This is a genomic window from uncultured Phocaeicola sp. (genome assembly GCF_948499155.1).
Taxonomy (GTDB): domain Bacteria; phylum Bacteroidota; class Bacteroidia; order Bacteroidales; family Bacteroidaceae; genus Phocaeicola; species Phocaeicola faecalis.
The window spans coordinates 96873-117153 of sequence record NZ_CAOOSE010000011.1 but is presented as its reverse complement, the minus strand read 5'-3'; the positions used below and the strand labels follow the sequence as shown (position 1 = coordinate 117153).

At 42.6% G+C, this 20281-nt stretch carries 16 protein-coding genes; 10 read left to right on the top strand and 6 right to left on the bottom strand.

The features are described 5' to 3' along the window. Positions 1–135 precede the first annotated feature (135 nt). Positions 136–2724 carry an ATP-dependent chaperone ClpB gene (clpB, locus tag QYT14_RS10215; protein ID WP_237040492.1) on the bottom strand — a complete coding sequence of 863 codons (2589 nt, stop codon included), beginning with the start codon at positions 2722–2724 and terminating at the stop codon, positions 136–138. A 298-nt stretch (positions 2725–3022) separates the two neighbouring features. On the opposite strand from clpB, the gene QYT14_RS10210 reads away from it, so the two are divergent. The 3 genes from QYT14_RS10210 (at position 3023) to QYT14_RS10200 (ending at position 5594) form a co-directional block, all read left to right on the top strand. Beyond that, positions 3023–3604, top strand: a complete 582-nt coding sequence (locus QYT14_RS10210) for a DUF6621 family protein (protein ID WP_288325375.1) — start codon at positions 3023–3025, stop codon at positions 3602–3604. A gap of 16 nt (positions 3605–3620) precedes the next feature. Continuing rightward, the gene (locus QYT14_RS10205) at positions 3621–4517 is read left to right on the top strand and encodes a LysR substrate-binding domain-containing protein (protein WP_288325381.1); all 897 of its coding nucleotides are present in this window, start codon (positions 3621–3623) and stop codon (positions 4515–4517) included. A 90-nt stretch (positions 4518–4607) separates the two neighbouring features. Beyond that, positions 4608–5594 carry a putative sulfate exporter family transporter gene (locus tag QYT14_RS10200; protein ID WP_288325374.1) on the top strand — a complete coding sequence of 329 codons (987 nt, stop codon included), beginning with the start codon at positions 4608–4610 and terminating at the stop codon, positions 5592–5594. Between the two features lie 252 nt (positions 5595–5846). On the opposite strand, the gene QYT14_RS10195 is transcribed toward QYT14_RS10200, so the two are convergent. Further along, entirely contained in the window at positions 5847–6332 is a 486-nt protein-coding gene (locus QYT14_RS10195; RefSeq protein WP_288325373.1) for a hypothetical protein, read from the bottom strand. A gap of 130 nt (positions 6333–6462) precedes the next feature. On the opposite strand from QYT14_RS10195, the gene tatA reads away from it, so the two are divergent. Next, positions 6463–6672, top strand: coding sequence for a twin-arginine translocase TatA/TatE family subunit (gene tatA / locus QYT14_RS10190; protein WP_237040496.1), 210 nt, complete (start codon positions 6463–6465; stop codon positions 6670–6672). Positions 6673–6707: 35 nt separating this feature from the next. After that, positions 6708–7517, top strand: a complete 810-nt coding sequence (gene tatC / locus QYT14_RS10185; protein ID WP_237040528.1) for a twin-arginine translocase subunit TatC — start codon at positions 6708–6710, stop codon at positions 7515–7517. Between the two features lie 80 nt (positions 7518–7597). Here the strand turns inward: tatC and ald are convergent, their stop codons facing one another. Beyond that, positions 7598–8689 (bottom strand): alanine dehydrogenase, encoded by a 1092-nt coding sequence (ald, locus tag QYT14_RS10180; protein ID WP_288325372.1) that lies wholly within the window; start codon positions 8687–8689, stop codon positions 7598–7600. 196 nt (positions 8690–8885) lie between these two features. Between ald and QYT14_RS10175 the strand changes: the two genes are divergently transcribed. The 3 genes from QYT14_RS10175 (at position 8886) to QYT14_RS10165 (ending at position 14180) form a co-directional block, all read left to right on the top strand. Further along, entirely contained in the window at positions 8886–10553 is a 1668-nt protein-coding gene (locus QYT14_RS10175) for a M23 family metallopeptidase (RefSeq protein WP_288325371.1), read from the top strand. A gap of 40 nt (positions 10554–10593) precedes the next feature. Then, entirely contained in the window at positions 10594–12240 is a 1647-nt protein-coding gene (locus tag QYT14_RS10170; RefSeq protein WP_288325370.1) for a C69 family dipeptidase, read from the top strand. Positions 12241–12434: 194 nt separating this feature from the next. Then, on the top strand, positions 12435–14180 hold the full coding sequence (locus tag QYT14_RS10165) for a phospho-sugar mutase (protein ID WP_237040500.1): 1746 nt from the start codon (positions 12435–12437) through the stop codon (positions 14178–14180). A 300-nt stretch (positions 14181–14480) separates the two neighbouring features. On the opposite strand, the gene QYT14_RS10160 is transcribed toward QYT14_RS10165, so the two are convergent. Further along, on the bottom strand, positions 14481–15866 hold the full coding sequence (locus QYT14_RS10160; protein WP_288325369.1) for a DUF4270 domain-containing protein: 1386 nt from the start codon (positions 15864–15866) through the stop codon (positions 14481–14483). Between the two features lie 19 nt (positions 15867–15885). Next, a complete protein-coding gene (locus tag QYT14_RS10155) occupies positions 15886–16710 on the bottom strand; it encodes a glycogen/starch synthase (protein ID WP_237040502.1) in 825 nt (274 codons plus the stop codon). 272 nt (positions 16711–16982) lie between these two features. On the opposite strand from QYT14_RS10155, the gene panC reads away from it, so the two are divergent. Both panC and panD read left to right on the top strand, forming a co-directional pair. Continuing rightward, complete coding sequence (gene panC, locus QYT14_RS10150; RefSeq protein ID WP_237040503.1) at positions 16983–17834, top strand: pantoate--beta-alanine ligase; 852 nt, start codon at positions 16983–16985, stop codon at positions 17832–17834. Continuing rightward, a complete protein-coding gene (gene panD, locus QYT14_RS10145) occupies positions 17831–18184 on the top strand; it encodes an aspartate 1-decarboxylase (RefSeq protein WP_237040504.1) in 354 nt (117 codons plus the stop codon). Before panC ends, panD begins: the two co-directional genes overlap by 4 nt. A gap of 97 nt (positions 18185–18281) precedes the next feature. Here panD and QYT14_RS10140 read toward each other — a convergent pair whose 3' ends face one another. Next, on the bottom strand, positions 18282–20279 hold the full coding sequence (locus QYT14_RS10140) for a fructose-1,6-bisphosphatase (protein ID WP_237040505.1): 1998 nt from the start codon (positions 20277–20279) through the stop codon (positions 18282–18284). Positions 20280–20281: the final 2 nt, after the last annotated feature.

Here is a 20281-nt window from a genome sequence, read left to right as displayed (position 1 = left end):
GTAGGGGCAGGGTTTGCCTGCCCGAAGGCACAAAGTAAACTGTTTTCGGGCGAGCGAACCTCGCCCCTACGAACTAAACGACAGCATTATCCACGTTTTGACACAACCCCTTTTTTATAGCATGATTATATAGAATTAGTTACGGAATATCAAACCGTCTCCTGCAGTTTCCACTATAATCGGTTTAGAGCGATCTACTTCTTGGGACAATAATTTCTTTGACAAGTCATTCAACAAGTAACGTTGGATGGCACGTTTCACCGGACGGGCTCCAAACTCGGGATCATACCCTGTGCTGGCAATGAAACGGATTGCTTCATCTGTCATTTGGAGAGTGATTCCGTTGTCGGCCAGCATATTCTTGATACCTCCGATTTGTAGCATGACAATCTGTTCAATCTCTTCTTTGTTCAAAGGCAAGAACATGATTGTTTCGTCAATACGGTTCAGAAATTCCGGTCGGATTGTCTTTTTCAACATCGACATTACCTCTTTTTTCGTTTCCTCGACTATCACTTCACGATTTTCATCATTAATCTTTTCGAACTGACTCTGAATATAAGAGCTGCCCAAATTGGAAGTCATGATGATAATGGTGTTCTTGAAATTTACTGTCCGTCCCTTATTGTCTGTAAGCCGACCGTCGTCCAATACTTGAAGCAAGATATTAAATACATCGGGATGAGCTTTTTCTATCTCGTCAAACAGTATCACAGAATAAGGTTTACGTCTTACGGCTTCCGTCAACTGGCCGCCTTCATCATAACCTACATATCCGGGAGGCGCTCCAATCAGTCGGGATACAGAGTGCTTCTCCTGATACTCACTCATATCGATACGAGTCATCAGACTTTCATCATCGAACAGATAATCAGCCAATGCCTTGGCCAACTCTGTCTTGCCTACACCGGTAGTACCCAGGAAAATGAATGAACCAATCGGACGTTTCGGGTCTTGCAGTCCCGCACGGCTACGGCGAACTGCATCAGAAACGGCGGCAATAGCCTCTTCTTGTCCTACAACACGCAGGTGCAACTCCTGTTCCAGATTCAGTAATTTATCGCGTTCACTTTGCAACATCTTATTGACCGGAATTCCTGTCCAGCGTGACACCACATCAGCGATATCTTCGGCAGTGACTTCCTCTTTAATCATGGCATTGTCGCCTTGTTTATGCTTTAAGTCTTCCTGGATATCTTTGATTTCATTCTCCAAAGCCTGCAATTTTCCGTAACGGATTTCGGCTACTTTACCATAATCGCCTTCACGCTCCGCTTTATCGGCTTCGAATTTCAGTTGCTCTATCTCCTGTTTGTTTTGCTGAATCTTGTTTACCAGTTCTTTTTCACTTTGCCATTTTGCTTTATAGGAAGTTTCCTGCTCCTTCAATTCGGCAATTTCCTTATTCAGTTGCTGCAACTTAGGTTCGTCTTTTTCGCGCTTGATAGCTTCACGCTCAATCTCCAATTGTTTCAGGTGGCGTGAGATTTCATCCAGTTCCTCAGGAACAGAGTCGCGCTCCATGCGTAGTTTGGCAGCCGCTTCATCCATCAGGTCGATAGCCTTGTCGGGCAGGAAACGTTCGGTGATGTAACGGTTACTCAGTTCTACGGCAGCAATGATGGCTTCGTCTTTGATACGAACCTTATGATGGTTTTCATATCGCTCCTTTAATCCGCGCAGGATGGAGATGGTACTCAGGGTGTCCGGTTCGGCAACCATTACGGTTTGGAAACGGCGTTCCAAAGCTTTGTCCTTTTCAAAATATTTCTGATACTCGTCAAGGGTTGTCGCACCGATACTGCGGAGTTCACCACGTGCCAATGCAGGTTTCAGGATGTTGGCAGCATCCATTGCACCTTCGCCTTTTCCGGCTCCTACCAAAGTATGGATTTCGTCAATGAACAAGATAATGCTGCCTTCCGACTTTGTCACCTCATTGATAACCGATTTCAAACGTTCCTCAAATTCACCTTTATATTTAGCACCGGCTACCAGTGCACCCATGTCCAATGAATAAATCTGTTTGTTTTTCAGATTTTCGGGCACATCACCACGAATGATACGGTGTGCCAAACCTTCGACGATGGCTGTTTTGCCTGTGCCCGGTTCACCGATTAAAATCGGATTGTTCTTGGTGCGTCGGCTTAGTATCTGTAACACTCGTCGGATTTCCTCATCACGGCCGATAACCGGATCAAGTTTTCCACTGCGGGCAGCTTCATTTAAGTTGATGGCATATTTGCTTAAGGACTGATAAGTATCTTCGCTGGATTGGGAAGTTACTTTTTCTCCTTTCCGTAGTTCAGTGATGGCAGCACGTAAATCTTTGTCGGTCATACCCGCATCCTTCAGGATGGTGGAAACGGTGCTCTTGACATTCAGTAATGCCAGAATGATAGCTTCCAGTGACACATATTCATCCCCCATTTCTTTGGAATACTGGGTGGCCCTTTGTAATACCTCGTTGCTTTCGCGGCTCAGATAAGGTTCTCCGCCGCTAACCTTCGGCAGTGAGTCTATCTGTTTGTCGATGACCAGCGTAACCTGCTGCGCATTCATCCCCAGTTTCTGGAAGATAAAGTTTGTCACGTTTTCACCGACTTTCAGTACACCGGCCAGCAAATGAACCGGTTCGATAGCCTGCTGTCCGCGGGCTTGCGTAAGGTTCACAGCCTCCTGCACTGCTTCTTGTGATTTAATTGTGAAGTTGTTAAAATTCATATTGTATCTCCTTTCTGTTTTATTTCAAAATACCTATTGAAAACGGAATCGCTACGTCTTTGTTCAATGTTTGGGGCGATTTCGGCAAAGAATGCTCAAATACTTTGCCAGAAGCTGATAGTGGAGGAAAAGAAGTGATAGGGGTAAAAGAATCAGACAAAATGGCAGGGCGAAGGAGTTGTTAAATGAAAAAAAGTCCGAATTGGATACAAAAAGGCAGAAAACTTTCGGAAGGAGAAAAGATTATTTCTATCTTTAGACCGATAATGTAGAATAAGAAAATGACAAAAGTAAGAATATGGCGAATGAGATGAATTTTGCAGAAACTGTAATGCTGATAGATGTAGCATATTTGGACAGAGTGTGTGGTGACTTGAAAAAGCATTTCACAGCAGTGCTGGGGCGTGAATTGCCAAAGGCGGATTTACCGGTGCTGATGGAGTGTCTGGCTTTGGATGCCGGACTGCAATTCGGAGAGAATAATGTTCAGATATTGCTTGTTTATGATAAGGAAAGTGAGAAGATGAGCACTTGCCAACCGGGTGATTTGCGTGAAGAATTGAATAATGTAGCTTTTAAGAGTCACTTGGGTGAGTTTGCTTTTTATTCTTTTGAACCTTCGGATATGGCAGGGCGGGATGAATTGTTTCTTGAATCACTGAAGGTGGTTGCGGATGCGAAAGATGTGAAACGCCTGATAGCAGTTCCTGCAGAAGAAGAATATGGTAATGAGCTTCCTGCTATATTAAATAAGGTGGACGGAAAGGAGAGTATGACTGTCTTTGGCATGAATCCGCCGGCCGAAGCAGCGGCTTATCAGTGGGAGATGTTAGGATTCGCTGTACTGCAAGCTTTAGGTATAAAAGCTGATGAACTGTAACAAAAAAGGGGAGTTTATGTCTGATTTCCGGTTGAGAGTATTCAGTTGTGTGGCAAAGAATCTTAGTTTTACTAAGGCATCTCAAGAGCTTTTCATCAGTCAGCCTGCCATAACAAAGCATATCCAGGAATTGGAGACGATGTATCAGACGCGCCTCTTTGAACGGATGGGGAATAAAATATCGCTGACTGATGCCGGAAAGTTGTTGCTGGAGCATTGTGAGAAGATATTGGAAGAATATGGGCGGCTGGAATATGAAATGAATCTGTTGCGCAATGAACATACCGGAGAATTGCGTTTGGGAGCCAGTACCACGATTGCCCAGTATGTGCTTCCCCCATTGTTGGCGCGTTTTATAGAGAAATTCCCACAAGTTTCTCTGTCTTTGTTTAATGGAAATTCCTCGGAAGTGGAGAAAGCCCTCCAGGAACATCGCATAGACCTTGCCTTGGTGGAAGGTAACATTCGGCAACCTAATTTGAAGTATACTTCGTTTCTGCAGGACGAGTTGGTTCCTGTTGTCCATATTCACAGCAAATGGATGGAATATGACGAAATCACATTAGAGGAGTTTAAAAAGATTCCTTTAGTGTTGCGTGAAAGGGGGTCGGGAACATTGGATATTTTGTTGGCAGCACTTCAAAAACACAATATAAAGTTATCAGATTTGAACGTAAAAATGCATTTGGGAAGTACGGAAAGCATTAAACTTTTTTTGGAGAACTGCGATTGCTTGGGGATTCTTTCTATACGTTCTGTCAATAAAGAATTGTATGCGGGTAAACTGAAAGTGTTGGAGATAAAAGATTTACCCATGTTCCGGGAGTTTGATTTTGTGCAACTGCAAGGTCAGGAAACCGGATTACCGGCTTTATTTATGCAGTTTGCCGAGCATTATAAAGAAAAGTTATAACCTATAAATAAAAACGATTGGTTATCTATCGAAACATATACTACCTTTGCACTCCGAAACAGAAAATAACATTTAAAGAAAGGTAGAAATATGATTTCAGTATCAGCTTTACAACAGAACAACAAAGTAATTTATGTAGGTATACTTTCCACATTGACTGTTTTTTTGTTAATGGATTATGTCCCGGCATTGGCCCCTTTTTCACATTGGGTCACTCCGCCGGTAGCTTTATTTTTAGGTTTGATATTCGCACTGGTGTGTGGTCAGGCTCATCCCAAGTTTAATAAAAAGACTTCAAAATATTTATTGCAGTATTCGGTGGTAGGCTTAGGCTTTGGCATGAATCTTCAAGCTTCTCTGGCATCCGGTAAGGAAGGTATGGAGTTTACCATCATTTCAGTGGTCGGAACAATGCTTATCGGTATGTTTATCGGTCGTAAAATATTGAAGGTGGATCGTGATACTTCTTATCTGATTAGCTCGGGAACAGCTATTTGCGGCGGTAGTGCCATTGCAGCTGTGGGTCCTGTCCTGAAGGCAAAAGACAGTGAAATGTCTGTAGCGTTGGCTACTATTTTTGTGTTGAATGCAGTAGCCTTATTTATTTTTCCCGTTTTGGGACACTGGCTGGGATTAGACCAGCAGCAGTTCGGAACCTGGGCAGCTATTGCCATTCATGATACTAGTTCGGTAGTAGGTGCGGGAGCGGCTTATGGTGAGGAGGCATTGAAAGTGGCTACTACCATTAAATTGACTCGTGCTTTGTGGATTATCCCATTGGCATTGGCTACTTCATTTATCTTTAAAGGAAGCGGCAAGAAAATCAGTGTTCCTTGGTTTATCTTTTACTTTATAGGTGCCATCATTCTCAATACCTATGTGTTGGACGGTATTCCTCAATTAGGAGAGGCTATTTCGGGTTTGGCACGTAAAGGGTTGATTATAACAATGTTCTTTATCGGTGCGTCATTGTCGGTGGATGTATTAAAGCAAGTAGGAATGAAACCGCTTATTCAGGGAGTGATTCTGTGGGTGGTAATCAGCTTGAGCACATTGGCTTATATATTATTGTTCTAAGATTAGATATCAGAACTTCGATATATTTAAATAGAGTGTGTCGAAATGCTCCTAAACTAAAAATCACCCTCGCCACAGGCAGCTGTAGCGAGGGTGATTTCGATAAAAGGGAAGTTTTGATACATTCCCTTGTTCTTTTGGAAAAGGTTCGAGAGGCTTTTAAAAAGACTAAGGAGTTTTCAGAAAAGACCAAAGAGTTTTTAGAAAAGACTAAAGAGTTTTTGAAAAAGACCAAAGAGTTTTGGGGAACACTTAAAAAGCCTGTTTGAATTTACTTTCTTCGAAGTTCGCTTTCAGTTGTTCATCGTTTTTGGCACTGTTGACAATATTCGTCAATACATTCGCTTTGGTGACTTCTACCACGATATGTGTTTTATATCGTCCGCCGGTTTGTTCACTGTTCTCGCAGATGACTTTCATTTTAACCACTTCTTGTTGTATTGCTCCCTGAATCAAACTGTTGAGTTGGGCTATGTCAGCGCCGGATATTTTAGTCTGTGATTTGGCGGCGGCTTCTGCTTTTGTTTTAATTTGGTTTTCAAGAGCTGTTCGGGCACTGGTCATGGCTTTCTTCTTGGAAGCTGTCGCATCACTGCTCAGTGCAGATGCATACGCACGGAAATACTCGGTGTTAGTGGTATACTCACTACCCGTGCATGGTCCTGTACTTTGGGCGTGTGTCAATGTTGTTATCGCAAAGAACACAACCAATAAACTAATGAATTTGTAACATTTCATAGCGTGTATTTTATCAATTTCTTGCGAAGGTAGGAGAATATTTGATAATATTAATAAGAAAAGAGAAAAAAATGATGGGGCTTGGTGGCTGAAATGATTATATTTGCAGAAATAAATAAGGATAAGGAAAATGATAGCCACATTGTTATTTTTAGGATTGGGTATGCAGGAAGTGCTGTTTCTTGCTCTCATCATACTTTTGTTTTTCGGAGGAAAGAAGATTCCTGAGCTGATGAAGGGCTTAGGCAAAGGGGTGAAAAGTTTTAAGGACGGAATGAATGGAATTGAAGACGAACCGAAGGATAAAGAGGACAAAGACACACAACAGAAAGATAAGTGAGGTGGATTGTTTGGTGGGCAGCAGTTATGGATAAGATGAGAAATGGACAGCATGAGGCACTTACCTTCTGGGGGCATTTAGATGAATTGCGCCGTGTTCTGTTTCGCATGATGGTGGCGGTGATTACCCTTATGCTGATTGCATTTTTCTTTAAAGATGAATTATTTGCCATTGTCCTTGCGCCTAAAGAGTCTGATTTTATTATATACCGGCTTTTCTGCGAGATGGCAAATTGGATTTCTATGCCATCATTATGCCCGGAGACTTTTAGTGTAAAGCTGATAAATACACAATTGGCGGCACAGTTTGTCACTCACATGAGTGTATCGATGTATGCCGGTATCTTGTTGGCTTCCCCTTATATCATTTATCAATTATTTCGCTTTGTGTCACCGGCATTATACGAAAGCGAGAAAAAATATTCCACGCGGGTTGTAGGGTGGGGGTATATTCTTTTTATGTCGGGTGTCTTGTTGAACTATTTTCTTATTTTCCCTCTTACATTCCGATTTCTGGCCACGTATCAGGTGAGTGATGCCATAGAAAATACCATCACGCTGTCTTCTTACATAGACACTTTAATGATGATGAATCTCATGATGGGGATTGTGTTTGAAATACCTGTTCTTTGCTGGTTGTTTGCCAAATTGGGTTTTCTTACAGCCGGATTTATGCGGCGGTATCGTCGTCATGCCATTGTCATTATTTTGATTGTCGGTGCCGTTATCACTCCCACCTCTGATGTGTTTACGTTGTTGATGGTATCTGTCCCGATGTATATACTTTACGAAGGCAGTATATGGGTGGTGAGCCGTACGGAGGAAAAGCTTGATGGTTCAAAATAAAGAAATGTATTAAAAACCAGTAAGAATTATCGTTGTGATAATGCTATGGCTTTTAATACATTCGCTTCTTTAAAGGGAGATTATATGTTCCATCCGAAGGCTTCTGCAACAGCCGGGAATACTACTTTACCATCCACGATATTCAATCCTTTCTTGAGTCCGGAATCTGTTTCACAGGCTTTTTTCCAGCCCATGTCAGCCAGCTTGACGGCATAAGGCAATGTTGCATTGGTCAGTGCCAGAGTGGAAGTGCATGGCACCGCTCCGGGGATATTGGCTACACAGTAATGGATGATTCCATCGACTTCATACGTCGGTTCGGCATGTGTGGTGGGGTGTGATGTCTCGAAACAACCTCCTTGGTCAATGGCTACATCTACCAATACACTTCCTTTTTTCATCAGTTTGAGCATAGGGCGGGTAATGAGGTGAGGAGCTTTTGCTCCGGGAATCAAAACTGCCCCTACTACCAAATCGGTGGTAGCGAGCTCTTGCTCTATATTGTGGGTGGATGAGAATAATGTTTTCACATTTTTGGGCATAAATTCATTGAGTTGTCTTAGGCGAGGAAGAGATATATCGCAAATGGTGACATCTGCTCCCAGTCCGGCAGCCATTAAAGCGGCATTGGTTCCCACAACTCCGCCGCCCAAAACTAATACCTTTGCCGGTTTTACCCCTGGAACTCCACCCAGCAAGATTCCTTTTCCACCTTGTGGTTTCTCTAGAAAACGTGCACCCTCCTGCACAGACATACGTCCGGCCACTTCACTCATCGGAATCAATAAGGGCAGCGTGCCTTGTTTGTCCACTACGGTTTCGTAAGCCAGACATACCGATTTGCTTTTTATCATAGCTTCCGTCAATTGCAGGTCGCAGGCAAAATGGAAATAGGTGAATACTAATTGCCCCTCGCGCACCAGGCTGTATTCGCTTTTGATAGGTTCTTTGACTTTGATAATCATTTCGGCAGTTCCATACACATCTTCGATGGTGGGGAGTATATGCGCTCCGGCCTTTTCATAGTCCTCATCGGCAAATCCACTGTTAGTACCGGCGGTGTGCTGGACATACACCGTGTGACCTCTTTGCACCAACTCTCGTGCTCCCGCGGGAGTTAACGATACACGATTCTCGTTGTTTTTGATTTCTTTAGGAATTCCTACTATCATAATCGTCACATTTAAGGGGTTTGAATATATCAAAGGTAACAAAATGTCAGAAAAGTAGGTTTCCTGCAGCTTTGTTTTTTTTCTTTCAGGAGTATGTTTAGCAACACAAATTAAGAGGAACTTTTGAATTTATTTTGTAAGTTTGCACCTGCCCGTATGCAGGGGCAGAAAAGAATAGAAAAACAGATAGGAAAAAATGACGATACGCACTTATATATTGGCCCTTGCACTGGGAGGCTGTCTGGCGTCTCAGGCACAGGAACATCCTGATAAACCTTTTATTTCTCCTTTTGATTTTCCGTTGACTTTAAGCGGTAATTTTGGAGAGTTGCGTGCCAATCATTTTCACGGAGGGGTGGATTTTAAAACGCAGGGGGAGATTGGCAAGCCCATTCATTGCATAGCCGACGGTTATGTGAGCCGTGTATCGGTTACCCCCGGAGGTTATGGACAGGCTTTGTATGTCACTCACCCTAATGGCTATACTTCCGTGTACGGACATATCTCGAAATTTGCTCCGGCTGTGGCGAAGTTGGTGGAAGAATATCAGTATGAGAATGAAACTTTTGCGGTAGACTTAAAGTTTGAACCTGACCAACTGGTTTTTAAGGCCGGTGAGATTATTGCTTTGAGTGGGAATGAGGGGTATTCGTTTGGCCCTCATTTGCACATGGAGATTCGTCATACAGATACCGGCGAGTTGATAGACCCTTTGCAGTTCTATACAGATAAGGTGAAAGATACGACTCCCCCTCGTGCCACTTTGGTGATGCTTTACCCTCAGCCCGGGAAGGGAGTGGTGAATGGGGCTGCAAAGAAGAAAGCGATTCCGGTCTCCGCACTGGGAACTCCGGTTGAGGCTTGGGGAGAAATAGCAGCAGGTATAAAGGCTTATGACTATATGGATGGCACACATAATAATTATGGGGTGCGTTCTGTAGTGCTTTATGTAGATACGGTTGAAGTGTTCCGAAGTACGGTGGATGGCGTTTTGCCGGAAGAAAACCGCATGATTAACGCTTGGACGGATTATGAGGAGCATGTGAAGAATAATAGTTGGGTGATGCGTTCGCAGGTACTTCCGGGAAATCCTTTGCGTATGTTGCAGGCCAATGAAAAAGGGGGAGTCGTGACAATTGATGAGGAACGGGATTATCACTTCCGTTATGAATTGGAAGATTTGTATGGCAATAAAAATACATATCGGTTTGTTGTGCGCGGATGCCGGATGCCGATAGAAGAATATCATCCGCAGGTGAAACATTATTTGGAATGGAATAAGGGTAATGTGGTGCAAGAACCCGGGATGGAATTGGTGATTCCGCGGGGAATGTTGTATGAAGACATTGCATTGAACAGTAAAGTGATAAAGGATACTGCCGCTATCTCTTATGAATATCAGTTGCACGACGAAGCTGTACCTTTGCAGGCGGGATGTACGCTGATGATTGGTATACGCCATCTTCCGGTGTCGGACACGTCGAAATATTATATAGCCCGTAAATGGGGGAATAAGAAGGGTTCGGCAGGAGGGGAGTTTGATAACGGCTGGATGAAAACAACCATTCGTGAGTTGGGGACATACACTGTGGCTGTCGATACGGTTCCTCCGAGGGTCACTCCTCTGAACAAGCCCCAATGGAAAAGTGGAAATATACAATTCAGGATTGGTGATGCCGAAACAGGTGTTAAAGGTTATAAGGTGATGATTGATGGCCGGTTTGCACTTTTCGGCTTCAGCTCGAAAACAGCCCGGCTGTCAATGAAGCATCCGGAGCGTTTGAAGAGGGGAGTGCCCCATAAGTTAGAGATTATTGTGACCGATTATTGTGGCAACGAGACGCGGGAAGAATATAAATATTAAGCAGTAGAAAACAGAATAACACAATTAAAAAGTTATATAAATGAAGAACAAGCTAATTTTAGGAGCTGCCTTGTTGATGGCAGCCGTGACCGAAACACTGGCCTGTACCAACTTTATTGTTGGCAAAAAGGCATCGACAGACGGTTCGGTTATTGTATCTTATTCAGCCGATTCATACGGAATGTTCGGTGAGTTATATCATTATCCGGCAGGTGTGCACCCCAAAGGTACCATGCGTGATATTCATGAATGGGATACAGGTAAGTATTTGGGGCAGATAAAGGAAGCTCCCCAGACTTACAATGTGGTAGGCAATATGAATGAATATCAGGTGACGATTGGAGAAACGACCTTTGGCGGACGTGAGGAGTTGGTGGATACTACCGGCATTATGGATTACGGCAGCCTCATTTATGTTGCTCTCCAACGTTCGCGTACAGCGAAGGAAGCTATTGAAGTGATGACTGACTTAGTCAAGGAATACGGTTATTACAGCAGTGGCGAGTCATTCTCTATTGCAGACCCCAATGAGGTCTGGATTCTGGAAATGATAGGCAAAGGACCGGGTGTGAAAGGCGCAGTCTGGGTAGCTGTCCGAATACCGGACGATTGTATTGCAGCACATGCTAATCAAAGCCGCATCCATAAATTCAATATGAACGATAAGGATAACTGTCTTTACTCTCCTGATGTGATTTCGTTTGCTCGTGAGAAAGGTTATTTTGACGGTATGAACAAGGATTTTAGTTTTTCGGATGCCTATAATCCTCTGGACTTCGGTGGGCTCCGTTTCTGCGAAGCACGTGTATGGAGCTACTATAATATGTTTAATAAAGCGGTAGGAGACACCTATTTGCCTTATATAAAGGGAGACAGCAAGGAGCCTATGCCTCTTTATATCAAGCCCGACCGTAAACTGTCTGTACGCGATGTGCAAAGAGCCATGCGCGATCATTATGAAGGCACTCCGCTGGATATAACTAATGATCCGGGAGCAGGTCCCTTTAAAACGCCTTATCGTTTGTCGCCGTTGACTTATAAGGTAGGCGACAAGGAGTACTTTAACGAACGTCCGATTTCTACTCAGCAGACTGCATTTACATTTGTGGCACAGATGCGTGCTGAACTTCCCGATGCGATAGGTGGTGTATTGTGGTTTGGTGCGGATGATGCCAACATGACAGTTTTTGCTCCAGTCTATTGCTGTACAGACAGAGTTCCTGATTGTTATAGCGGTAAAGAAGCAGACTGTGTAACCTTCTCATGGAATTCTGCGTTTTGGATTTACAACTGGGTGGCCGATATGATTCGTCCTCGATACAGTTTGATGATTGATGACATGCGTGCGGTTCAAAACAATTTGGAGGATACTTATGACAGTGCACAGAGTGGTATTGAAAATGCTGCCTTGAGCCTTTATGAGAAAGATCCGGTTAAAGCGAAAGAGTTCTTGACTAACTATTCTTGTATGACAGCACAATCGGCGGTCGACAGTTGGAAGAAATTGGGTGAATTCCTTATCGTGAAATATAATGATGGTGCAGTGAAGAAGATGGCACAGAACGGTTCTATCTTACGTCCGGAAACAGGAAACTGTGCCCCGCTTGTACGTCCGGGCTACCCCAAAGAGTTTTTGGAAGAATTGGTGAAAGCCACAGGAGACCGTTATAAGGTGACAGAACAGTAAGCCTGTTCCTAATTCATTCGACAATGGAAAGCTGTCCGCATTACATCTTTGCGAAGGTGTAATGCGGATTCGTTTTTTTTATGGATATCGGTGTGGATTCCATTATAATTTATTTCTTCAAAAGATAGGAATTGTGAACTTATTATTTTACATTTGCGTATTATTAAAATATTAACCCTAATAAAATAAATCACATGGAAAATGAAGAATTGATTCAGCAAGTGACTGAAAAAGCAAAGAAGTGGTTAACTCCTGCGTACGATGCCGAAACTCAGGCAGAAGTGAAACGTATGTTGGAAAATGAAGATAAAACCGACTTGATAGAAGCATTTTATAAGGATTTGGAATTTGGTACAGGCGGTTTGCGAGGTATCATGGGAGTAGGCAGCAATCGCATGAATATATATACTGTCGGTGCAGCTACTCAGGGTTTGTCAAACTATCTTAATAAGAATTTTAAAGACCTTGAACAAATATCTGTTGTGGTAGGTCACGATTGTCGTAATAACAGCCGTTTGTTTGCTGAAATTTCAGCGAATATATTCTCGGCTAACGGCATTAAGGTATATCTGTTTGAAGATATGCGTCCGACTCCTGAAATGTCTTTTGCCATTCGTCATTTGGGATGTCAAAGCGGTATTATCCTGACAGCTTCTCATAATCCGAAAGAATATAACGGCTATAAGGCATATTGGGACGATGGTGCGCAAGTGTTGGCTCCTCACGATAAAGGTATTATTGACGAGGTGAATAAGATTGCTTCGGCTGCCGATATTAAGTTTGAAGGAAACAAAGAACTGATTCAGGTAATTGGCGAGGACATAGATAGTATTTATTTGGATAAGGTTCATACTATTTCCATTGATCCTGAAGTAATTAAGCGTCAGAAGGATTTGAGCATTGTGTATACTCCGATTCATGGAACCGGTATGATGCTGATTCCGCGTGCCTTGAAGCAGTGGGGCTTTGAAAACGTACACTGTGTGCCCGAACAGATGGTGAAGAGCGGTGATTTCCCAACTGTTATTTCACCGAATCCCGAAAATGCAGAGGCTTTGTCTATGGCTATAAATTTGGCTAAGAAGATTGATGCTGATATTGTGATGGCCAGTGACCCGGATGCCGACCGTGTAGGTATGGCTTGTAAGAATGACAAAGGCGAATGGGTATTGATTAACGGTAATCAGACTTGCTTGCTTTTCTTATATTACATTATCAAGAACCGTATTGCAATGGGTAAGATGAAGGATAATGATTTTATCGTCAAGACCATTGTTACTACTGAACTTATCAAGGCTGTGGCCGACAAGAATAAGATTGAGATGCGCGACTGTTATACCGGTTTTAAATGGATTGCACGCGAAATCCGTTTGAGTGAAGGCAAACAGCAGTATATCGGTGGCGGTGAAGAAAGTTATGGTTTCTTGGCTGAAGACTTCGTTCGTGATAAAGATGCTGTCTCTGCTTGTACACTGTTGGCTGAAATCTGTGCTTGGGCCAAAGACCAGGGCAAGACCTTGTTTGATGTTTTGATGGATATCTATGTGGAATATGGTTTTTCTAAAGAAACGACTGTCAATGTGGTGAAGCCCGGTAAGAGTGGTGCAGATGAAATCAAAGCAATGATGGAGAACTTCCGTGCTAATCCTCCGAAAGAAATCGGTGGTTCTAAAGTGGTATTGGCAAAAGATTACAAGACTCTGAAAGCTACAGACGGCGAGGGTAATGTGACGGATATCAATATGCCTGAAACATCTAATGTATTGCAATATTTCACAGAAGACGGTACTAAGATTTCTGTTCGTCCTTCAGGTACCGAACCAAAGATTAAGTTCTATGTGGAAGTAAAAGGCGAGATGGGATGTCCTAAGTGTTATGATGCCGCTAATGCTGCTGCCGAAGAAAAAGTAGAGGCCGTAAGAAAGTCATTGGGTATTTAACCCGATTATATTCTAAGATAAGATAAAGGGGGCAAAAGTCAAATCGTTTTGGACTTTTGCCTCCTCTTTTTTATGCCTACGCAAGCATAGCTTCACACGTATATACGTGTGACCTTAACATATATACGCATGTGTGTGTCAAAACGTGGATAATGCTGTCGTTTAGTTCGTAGGGGCAAGGTTCGCTCGCCCGAAAACAGTTTGCTTTGTGTCTTCAGACAGGCAAACCCTGCCCCTACAGCTGACGATGGGATAGTTTTGACACACTCCTATGCGTACTAACGTGTGTAATCCGTGCCGTTAGAATTTGGTATATAAGACTTGCATCTTTAATTCATTTCCTGCTTTGGTGCCGCCTTTCAACTCAGCACTCTCCATACCCAAGTTGTTGCTTACCCCGATAATCGAATTGTTTGTATCAAAGTCCACCTTTACAGGTATCAGCACAACTTTATTCCAATCAGGATTCTTTTCAACCCACGCAGGGTCATCAGCCAATCCTTTCTTCTTCTCTTCAATGCAGTAAGTAATCAGTTGGGCAATATTGGAGAAAGTATATTTATTACTGCTGCTGGTAAAGCTTGTGATGAAAGAGGATATATTGTCAGTAATCTTATTCTCTTCAAAGAACGAGTACATCTCCTTCTTCCTTACCATTAATAGATACTGAGGAATACCCATTGTAAAGCTACCGTTGTTCTTTTCGTTAAAGCGGGTAAAAGAAAGGGTCGCAGCATTCAATGTATCATTCTGATGCATATCATATATTTCGTCAACAGGCAGTGTCGCTTCTGTATAGATTCCGGCAGGAGTCTTTATGTAAGTACAATTATCTTTGTCCACCAGTTCTTTCAGTCTTTCGGAATTCTGGAAACGATTGGCCTGAATTACCTCTTTTGTTGCGGCAAAATCAGCGAACGTATTTACCAAAGAGTCGAGCTTGTTGGAAGAACTCTTAATCAATCTGCTGAAATGCATACGCAAGTCAAGGTTGTCGATATACAGAATAGTACCGTCGCCATGTGTGCAACGTACATAGATGCCCTTTAAGACATTCTTGATAAAAGCATCGGCATTCTTATAGTTGTTTTTATCTTCCTTATATTTCTCATACATAAATTTCCCAAGATTAGTGGGCAATTTTATGGTTTGAGTATAATATCTGCTGCCAAGTGTATCAGTGAGGTGAGCATCAGCTCCGGCTGCCGAGTAAGCTTTTACGGCGATAGGTTTGGCACTTTCGTTGTAATAATTGTCGGGATTTACATTTGTATAAAATGTGTTCAAGTCTCCCTCCGGTATTACCTTGTCCAAGGTATCAATTCTCATGCGCATGGAGTTTAGGGAATCTCCGAAAAATGTCGTATACTGGATAAAGAGTGTCAGTCCTGTAATCTCTTGCACAGCTTCGGGGAACTCGAAATCATCCGTACAGTTGAATTGCGCCATAAAGTCGGACGTGAATTCACCGAACTGAGGGTCGGTATAACGTCCCAAATAGGCGGTACTGGTACGTGCATATACGGAATCCGCTAAAATAGAACGGGTCGTGACATCATAAATTTTACCTCCGGCCTGAATGTGGTCTCCGTCCGGAATTGTAGTATCACCGACGCCCGGTGTCGTATCGTCGCAACTGTATATAAGTGCGGCTAACAACAATGCGCATAAATATTTGATTTTCATTTTCGTAATCTATATTGATTTATTTCTTTTCAAACTCCCAAACTTCATCGTAGAAGTTATTAAAAGCGTCTACATAGGTTTCGGGTGATTGGTAATCAAGAACAGGAATACCTGATTCGCGTGCGAACTTCATTACATTCTCATTTACTTTCTCACTATTTTGGATGACACCGTCTGAATAGGCGATAGCCAGTTTACAAAGCTCTTCATAATTAGCCGGAGTCTTGATAATGTTGTCTACATCACTTCTTTCAATGCCTTTCAGCATCAACTTCTCGACTAAATCGCCTTGAAATTCCGACTTAAAATCATCTCCGAATACAGAGAATACAACTTTAGAATCTCTGAAAGACGGTTCGTCCTGATATGCTTTTTTAATGTAGAGAGGTACAAATGCACTCATCCAGCCCTGACAATGGATAACGTCAGGACACCAACGCAGTTTCTTTACTGTTTCCAATACACCGCGTGCATAGAAGATAGCACGTTCGTCATTGTCTGTGTATTCTACTCCGTTTTCATCAGCTACCATTTGACGGTGCTGGAAATAATCATCATTATCAATGAAATATACCTGCATGCGGGCGGCTTGGATTGACGCAACCTTGATAATCAACGGATGGTCTGTATCGTCGATAATCAGGTTCATACCCGACAGGCGAATGACTTCGTGTAATTGATTTCTGCGTTCATTAACATTGCCCCACTTCGGCATAAAAGTTCTGATTTCTCTGCCTTTTTCCTGAATAGCCTGAGGAAGATATCTTCCCATGTTTGCCATTTCGGATTCGGGAACGTAAGGGGTAATCTCTTGTGTAATAAATAAAACTTTATTTGCCTTCATCTTAACTTTTTGTTGCTCATAAACATTTTGCAAAGATATAAAAAAAATAGCTGAGAGAGACAAAAATACACACTTAATAATTCCTTATGATTTGTTAAGGGTCTGATAATAAGGGGAAAAAGTATTATATTTGTGTCCGATAACGAGCTGAAGTTGTCGTTATTGGCATATCTTTGGTTACTAATAAAACGTTTTTTTTTTCGTTATCTCCAAAATAATGGTTTACTTTGCAGCCGTTTTAATGGAAACCACTTAAAAAGAAGTAAGATAAAATGAAGTTAGTTCATACGATTAAAGAGCTTCAGTCAGAGCTTAATGCCCTGCGTAGTATAGGAAAAACAATCGGTTTGGTCCCTACGATGGGAGCGTTGCATGCAGGTCATGCTTCATTAGTGAAACGTGCTGTTGCCGAGAATGATGTGGTGGTGGTGAGTGATTTTGTGAATCCTACCCAGTTTAACGACCGGAACGACTTGATTAAATATCCGCGTACGTTGGATGCTGATTGTGAATTATTGGAGAAGGTAGGGGCGTCTTTTGTTTTTGCTCCGTCGGTGGAAGAAATTTATCCGGAGCCGGATACACGCCAATTCAGTTACGCTCCATTGGATACAGTGATGGAAGGAAAATTCCGTCCGGGGCATTTTAATGGGGTGTGTCAGATTGTAAGCAAACTATTTATGATTGTAGAGCCTGACCGTGCTTATTTCGGCGAGAAAGATTTCCAGCAGTTGGCTATTATTCGTGAAATGGTGAAACAGATGGAATTCAAACTGCAGATTGTGGGTTGTCCTATCGTTCGCGAAGAAGACGGCATGGCTTTGAGTAGCCGTAACGCACGTCTTTTGCCTGAAGAAAGAGAATATGCATTGAATATATCGCAAACTTTATTTAAGAGCCGTACTTTTGCTGCATCGCATACAGTGGCAGAAACTCAGAAGTTTGTAGAGGATGCTATTGCCGCTTCCAAAGGTTTGCGTTTGGAATACTTTGAGATAGTGGATGGAAATAACCTGCAGAAGATTGCCAGTTGGGAAGATACGGAATATGCAGTAGGTTGCATTACCGTATTTTGTGGTGAGGTACGCTTGATTGACAATATAAAATATAAGGAAAAGCTATGATGATTGAAGTGTTGAAGTCTAAACTTCATTGTGTCCGCGTGACAGAAGCCAATCTGAACTATATGGGTAGTATCACGATTGACGAAGATTTGATGGATGCCGCCAATATGATTGCCGGTGAGAAAGTACACATTGTAGATAATAATAATGGAGAACGTTTTGAAACGTATATCATCAAAGGAGAGCGCGGTTCGGGATGTATTTGTCTGAATGGTGCGGCCGCACGCAAAGTGCAGGTGGGAGATATCGTAATCATTATGTCTTATGCAATGATGGACTTTGAAGAGGCCAAGTCGTTCAAACCAACAGTGGTTTTTCCTGATTCGATGACGAATCAAGTGTTAAGATGATTCTTTTAAAATATATCATTTTTATTTTTTAGATGTATTACATTAAAGTTTGTTGAGGAAGGCAACTGTGAAGCTGCCGACCTCTTTTTTTATGTCCTTACAGGGCTTTTTCTTTAATGAGTCCCATGCGGTAGGCCACGAGTAGTTTTTTCAAATCGTTGATTTGGGTGACTAACTCCCGACCTTTGTCTGTGTCCTTCACCATCATCCTTTGTGAACTGAGTTCTACGATTTGTGTACTCGATTTAATATCCTGTCCTTCTTCTATTGCTTTTTGCATGGATGTAAAAGGTTCATGCTGGACTAGCTGGAAGCCGCGTGAGTGATAGACTAATGTATATCCGGCAATGCCGGTTTCTGAATGATAAGCTCTGGAGAATCCTCCGTCTATCACCATCATTTTGCCATTGGCTTTAATCGGGTTTTCACCTTGAATGGTCTTAACCGGAACATGGCCGTTTATGATATGACGGTGTTTTCCTACTACTCCGAACTCATCTAAAAGCATGTCACATACTTTTTCTTCGTTGCGAAGAGTGTAGTAGTGTCCTTTTATTTCTTTGTGCAGTTCCTTTTCTTTCAGAAAGTAGCGTTCAAAGGTAGCCATCTTGTTTTTGTCAAAAGCGGGCGAATCCTTGCCACTCCATAGGTACCAAACATAGTCTATGGCAAATTGCTTCTCTTCATTATCTTCTTCTGCAAAATAGGCTGTGCGTATCAGGTGTCCGACCTTTTCGAGCAGTTTTTTACCTTTATAGGCCTTTCCGGATATCATAACTTCTTTTAAGCTGCCATCTTCATTTAGAGGAACAGAAGCATGGAACAGCAGGTTGGAGTTACTTACGGTATACATGCATCCATAGCGGAACAAACAACGCATGTGCTTTTTCAGCTTTTCGCTGCTGACAAATGAATGATGGAGCTTGTTCATTATTTCTCTTTCTTCGGGAGTCAACTTGTAGGGATCGGCAGAATCTACTGTTGGCAGGAAACAGTCTTTCAGCTCATATTCTTTTCCGTCCAAGGTCAGAATATTCCGTTCAAAGTCAATGCGGTGAAGCAGCATACGGTCATCCATTTCGAAATCGGGGCGGCGCTTGATTATTTCCGCCTCCAACTTGAACTGTATGATACTGATGGCTTTATGCATTTGAGCAATCATGCGCAGGGTCTTTTCATTGTAAGGACATTCCTGACCTTCTACCTTCGGTCCGAACAGGCTGCACGGATCTTCGGCATAAGTTTCCATGGCAAAGGTTGCCAACGGCAGAAGATTGATACCATATCCGTCTTCAAGTACGGACAGGTTTCCATAACGCATTGCCAATCTGAGTACATTGGCCATGCAACATTCGTTTCCGGCTGCTGCTCCCATCCATAAAATATCATGATTTCCCCACTGTACATCAAAATTATGATAGTTGCAAAGAATGTCCATGATGCGGTGGGGAGCGGGGCCGCGGTCAAAAATGTCTCCTAATACGTGCAGTGTGTCGATAGTGAGACGCTGGATGAGTTGACAAAGTGCAATAATGAAATCATCTGCACGGCGGGTGCTGATAATCGTACTTATAATAACATTGATATAGGCCTGCTTGTTGGGTACCATTGAACTTTCGTGCAGCAATTCCTGAATGATGTACGAGAATTCTTTGGGAAGTGCTTTCCGTACTTTGGAACGCGTATATTTGGAAGAAACATTTTGGCAGACACGAACCAATTGGTTGAGCGTAATGACATACCAGTCGTCTATATCTGTTTCCACCCCCTTGATAAGATCCAGCTTTTGTTCGGGATAATAAATCAGGGTGCAAAGTTCTTTCTTCTCATTTTCACGTAAAGTATTGCCGAATATTTCGTTTACTTTTCGTTTGATAGCTCCCGAAGCATTACGTAATACGTGCTGAAAAGCCTCATATTCTCCATGTAAATCCGCCAAAAAGTGTTCTGTTCCTTTGGGAAGGTTGAGAATAGCTTCCAGGTTGATGATTTCTGTACTGGCATCGGCTATGGTCGGGAAGCTGCGCGATAACAGTTGCAGGTATCGCATATCTTCCTGTATGGTTTCGGGGGTAATTTGATTATAAGCGTTCATGG

Bases quoted from the DNA above. Each gene is read 5' to 3' on its own strand.
- clpB (WP_237040492.1), bottom strand. From the start codon at position 2,724: ATGAATTTTAACAACTTCACAATTAAATCACAAGAAGCAGTGCAGGAG.
- QYT14_RS10210 (WP_288325375.1), top strand. From the start codon at position 3,023: ATGGCGAATGAGATGAATTTTGCAGAAACTGTAATGCTGATAGATGTA.
- QYT14_RS10205 (WP_288325381.1), top strand. From the start codon at position 3,621: ATGTCTGATTTCCGGTTGAGAGTATTCAGTTGTGTGGCAAAGAATCTT.
- QYT14_RS10200 (WP_288325374.1), top strand. From the start codon at position 4,608: ATGATTTCAGTATCAGCTTTACAACAGAACAACAAAGTAATTTATGTA.
- QYT14_RS10195 (WP_288325373.1), bottom strand. From the start codon at position 6,332: ATGAAATGTTACAAATTCATTAGTTTATTGGTTGTGTTCTTTGCGATA.
- tatA (WP_237040496.1), top strand. From the start codon at position 6,463: ATGATAGCCACATTGTTATTTTTAGGATTGGGTATGCAGGAAGTGCTG.
- tatC (WP_237040528.1), top strand. From the start codon at position 6,708: ATGAGAAATGGACAGCATGAGGCACTTACCTTCTGGGGGCATTTAGAT.
- ald (WP_288325372.1), bottom strand. From the start codon at position 8,689: ATGATAGTAGGAATTCCTAAAGAAATCAAAAACAACGAGAATCGTGTA.
- QYT14_RS10175 (WP_288325371.1), top strand. From the start codon at position 8,886: ATGACGATACGCACTTATATATTGGCCCTTGCACTGGGAGGCTGTCTG.
- QYT14_RS10170 (WP_288325370.1), top strand. From the start codon at position 10,594: ATGAAGAACAAGCTAATTTTAGGAGCTGCCTTGTTGATGGCAGCCGTG.
- QYT14_RS10165 (WP_237040500.1), top strand. From the start codon at position 12,435: ATGGAAAATGAAGAATTGATTCAGCAAGTGACTGAAAAAGCAAAGAAG.
- QYT14_RS10160 (WP_288325369.1), bottom strand. From the start codon at position 15,866: ATGAAAATCAAATATTTATGCGCATTGTTGTTAGCCGCACTTATATAC.
- QYT14_RS10155 (WP_237040502.1), bottom strand. From the start codon at position 16,710: ATGAAGGCAAATAAAGTTTTATTTATTACACAAGAGATTACCCCTTAC.
- panC (WP_237040503.1), top strand. From the start codon at position 16,983: ATGAAGTTAGTTCATACGATTAAAGAGCTTCAGTCAGAGCTTAATGCC.
- panD (WP_237040504.1), top strand. From the start codon at position 17,831: ATGATGATTGAAGTGTTGAAGTCTAAACTTCATTGTGTCCGCGTGACA.
- QYT14_RS10140 (WP_237040505.1), bottom strand. From the start codon at position 20,279: ATGAACGCTTATAATCAAATTACCCCCGAAACCATACAGGAAGATATG.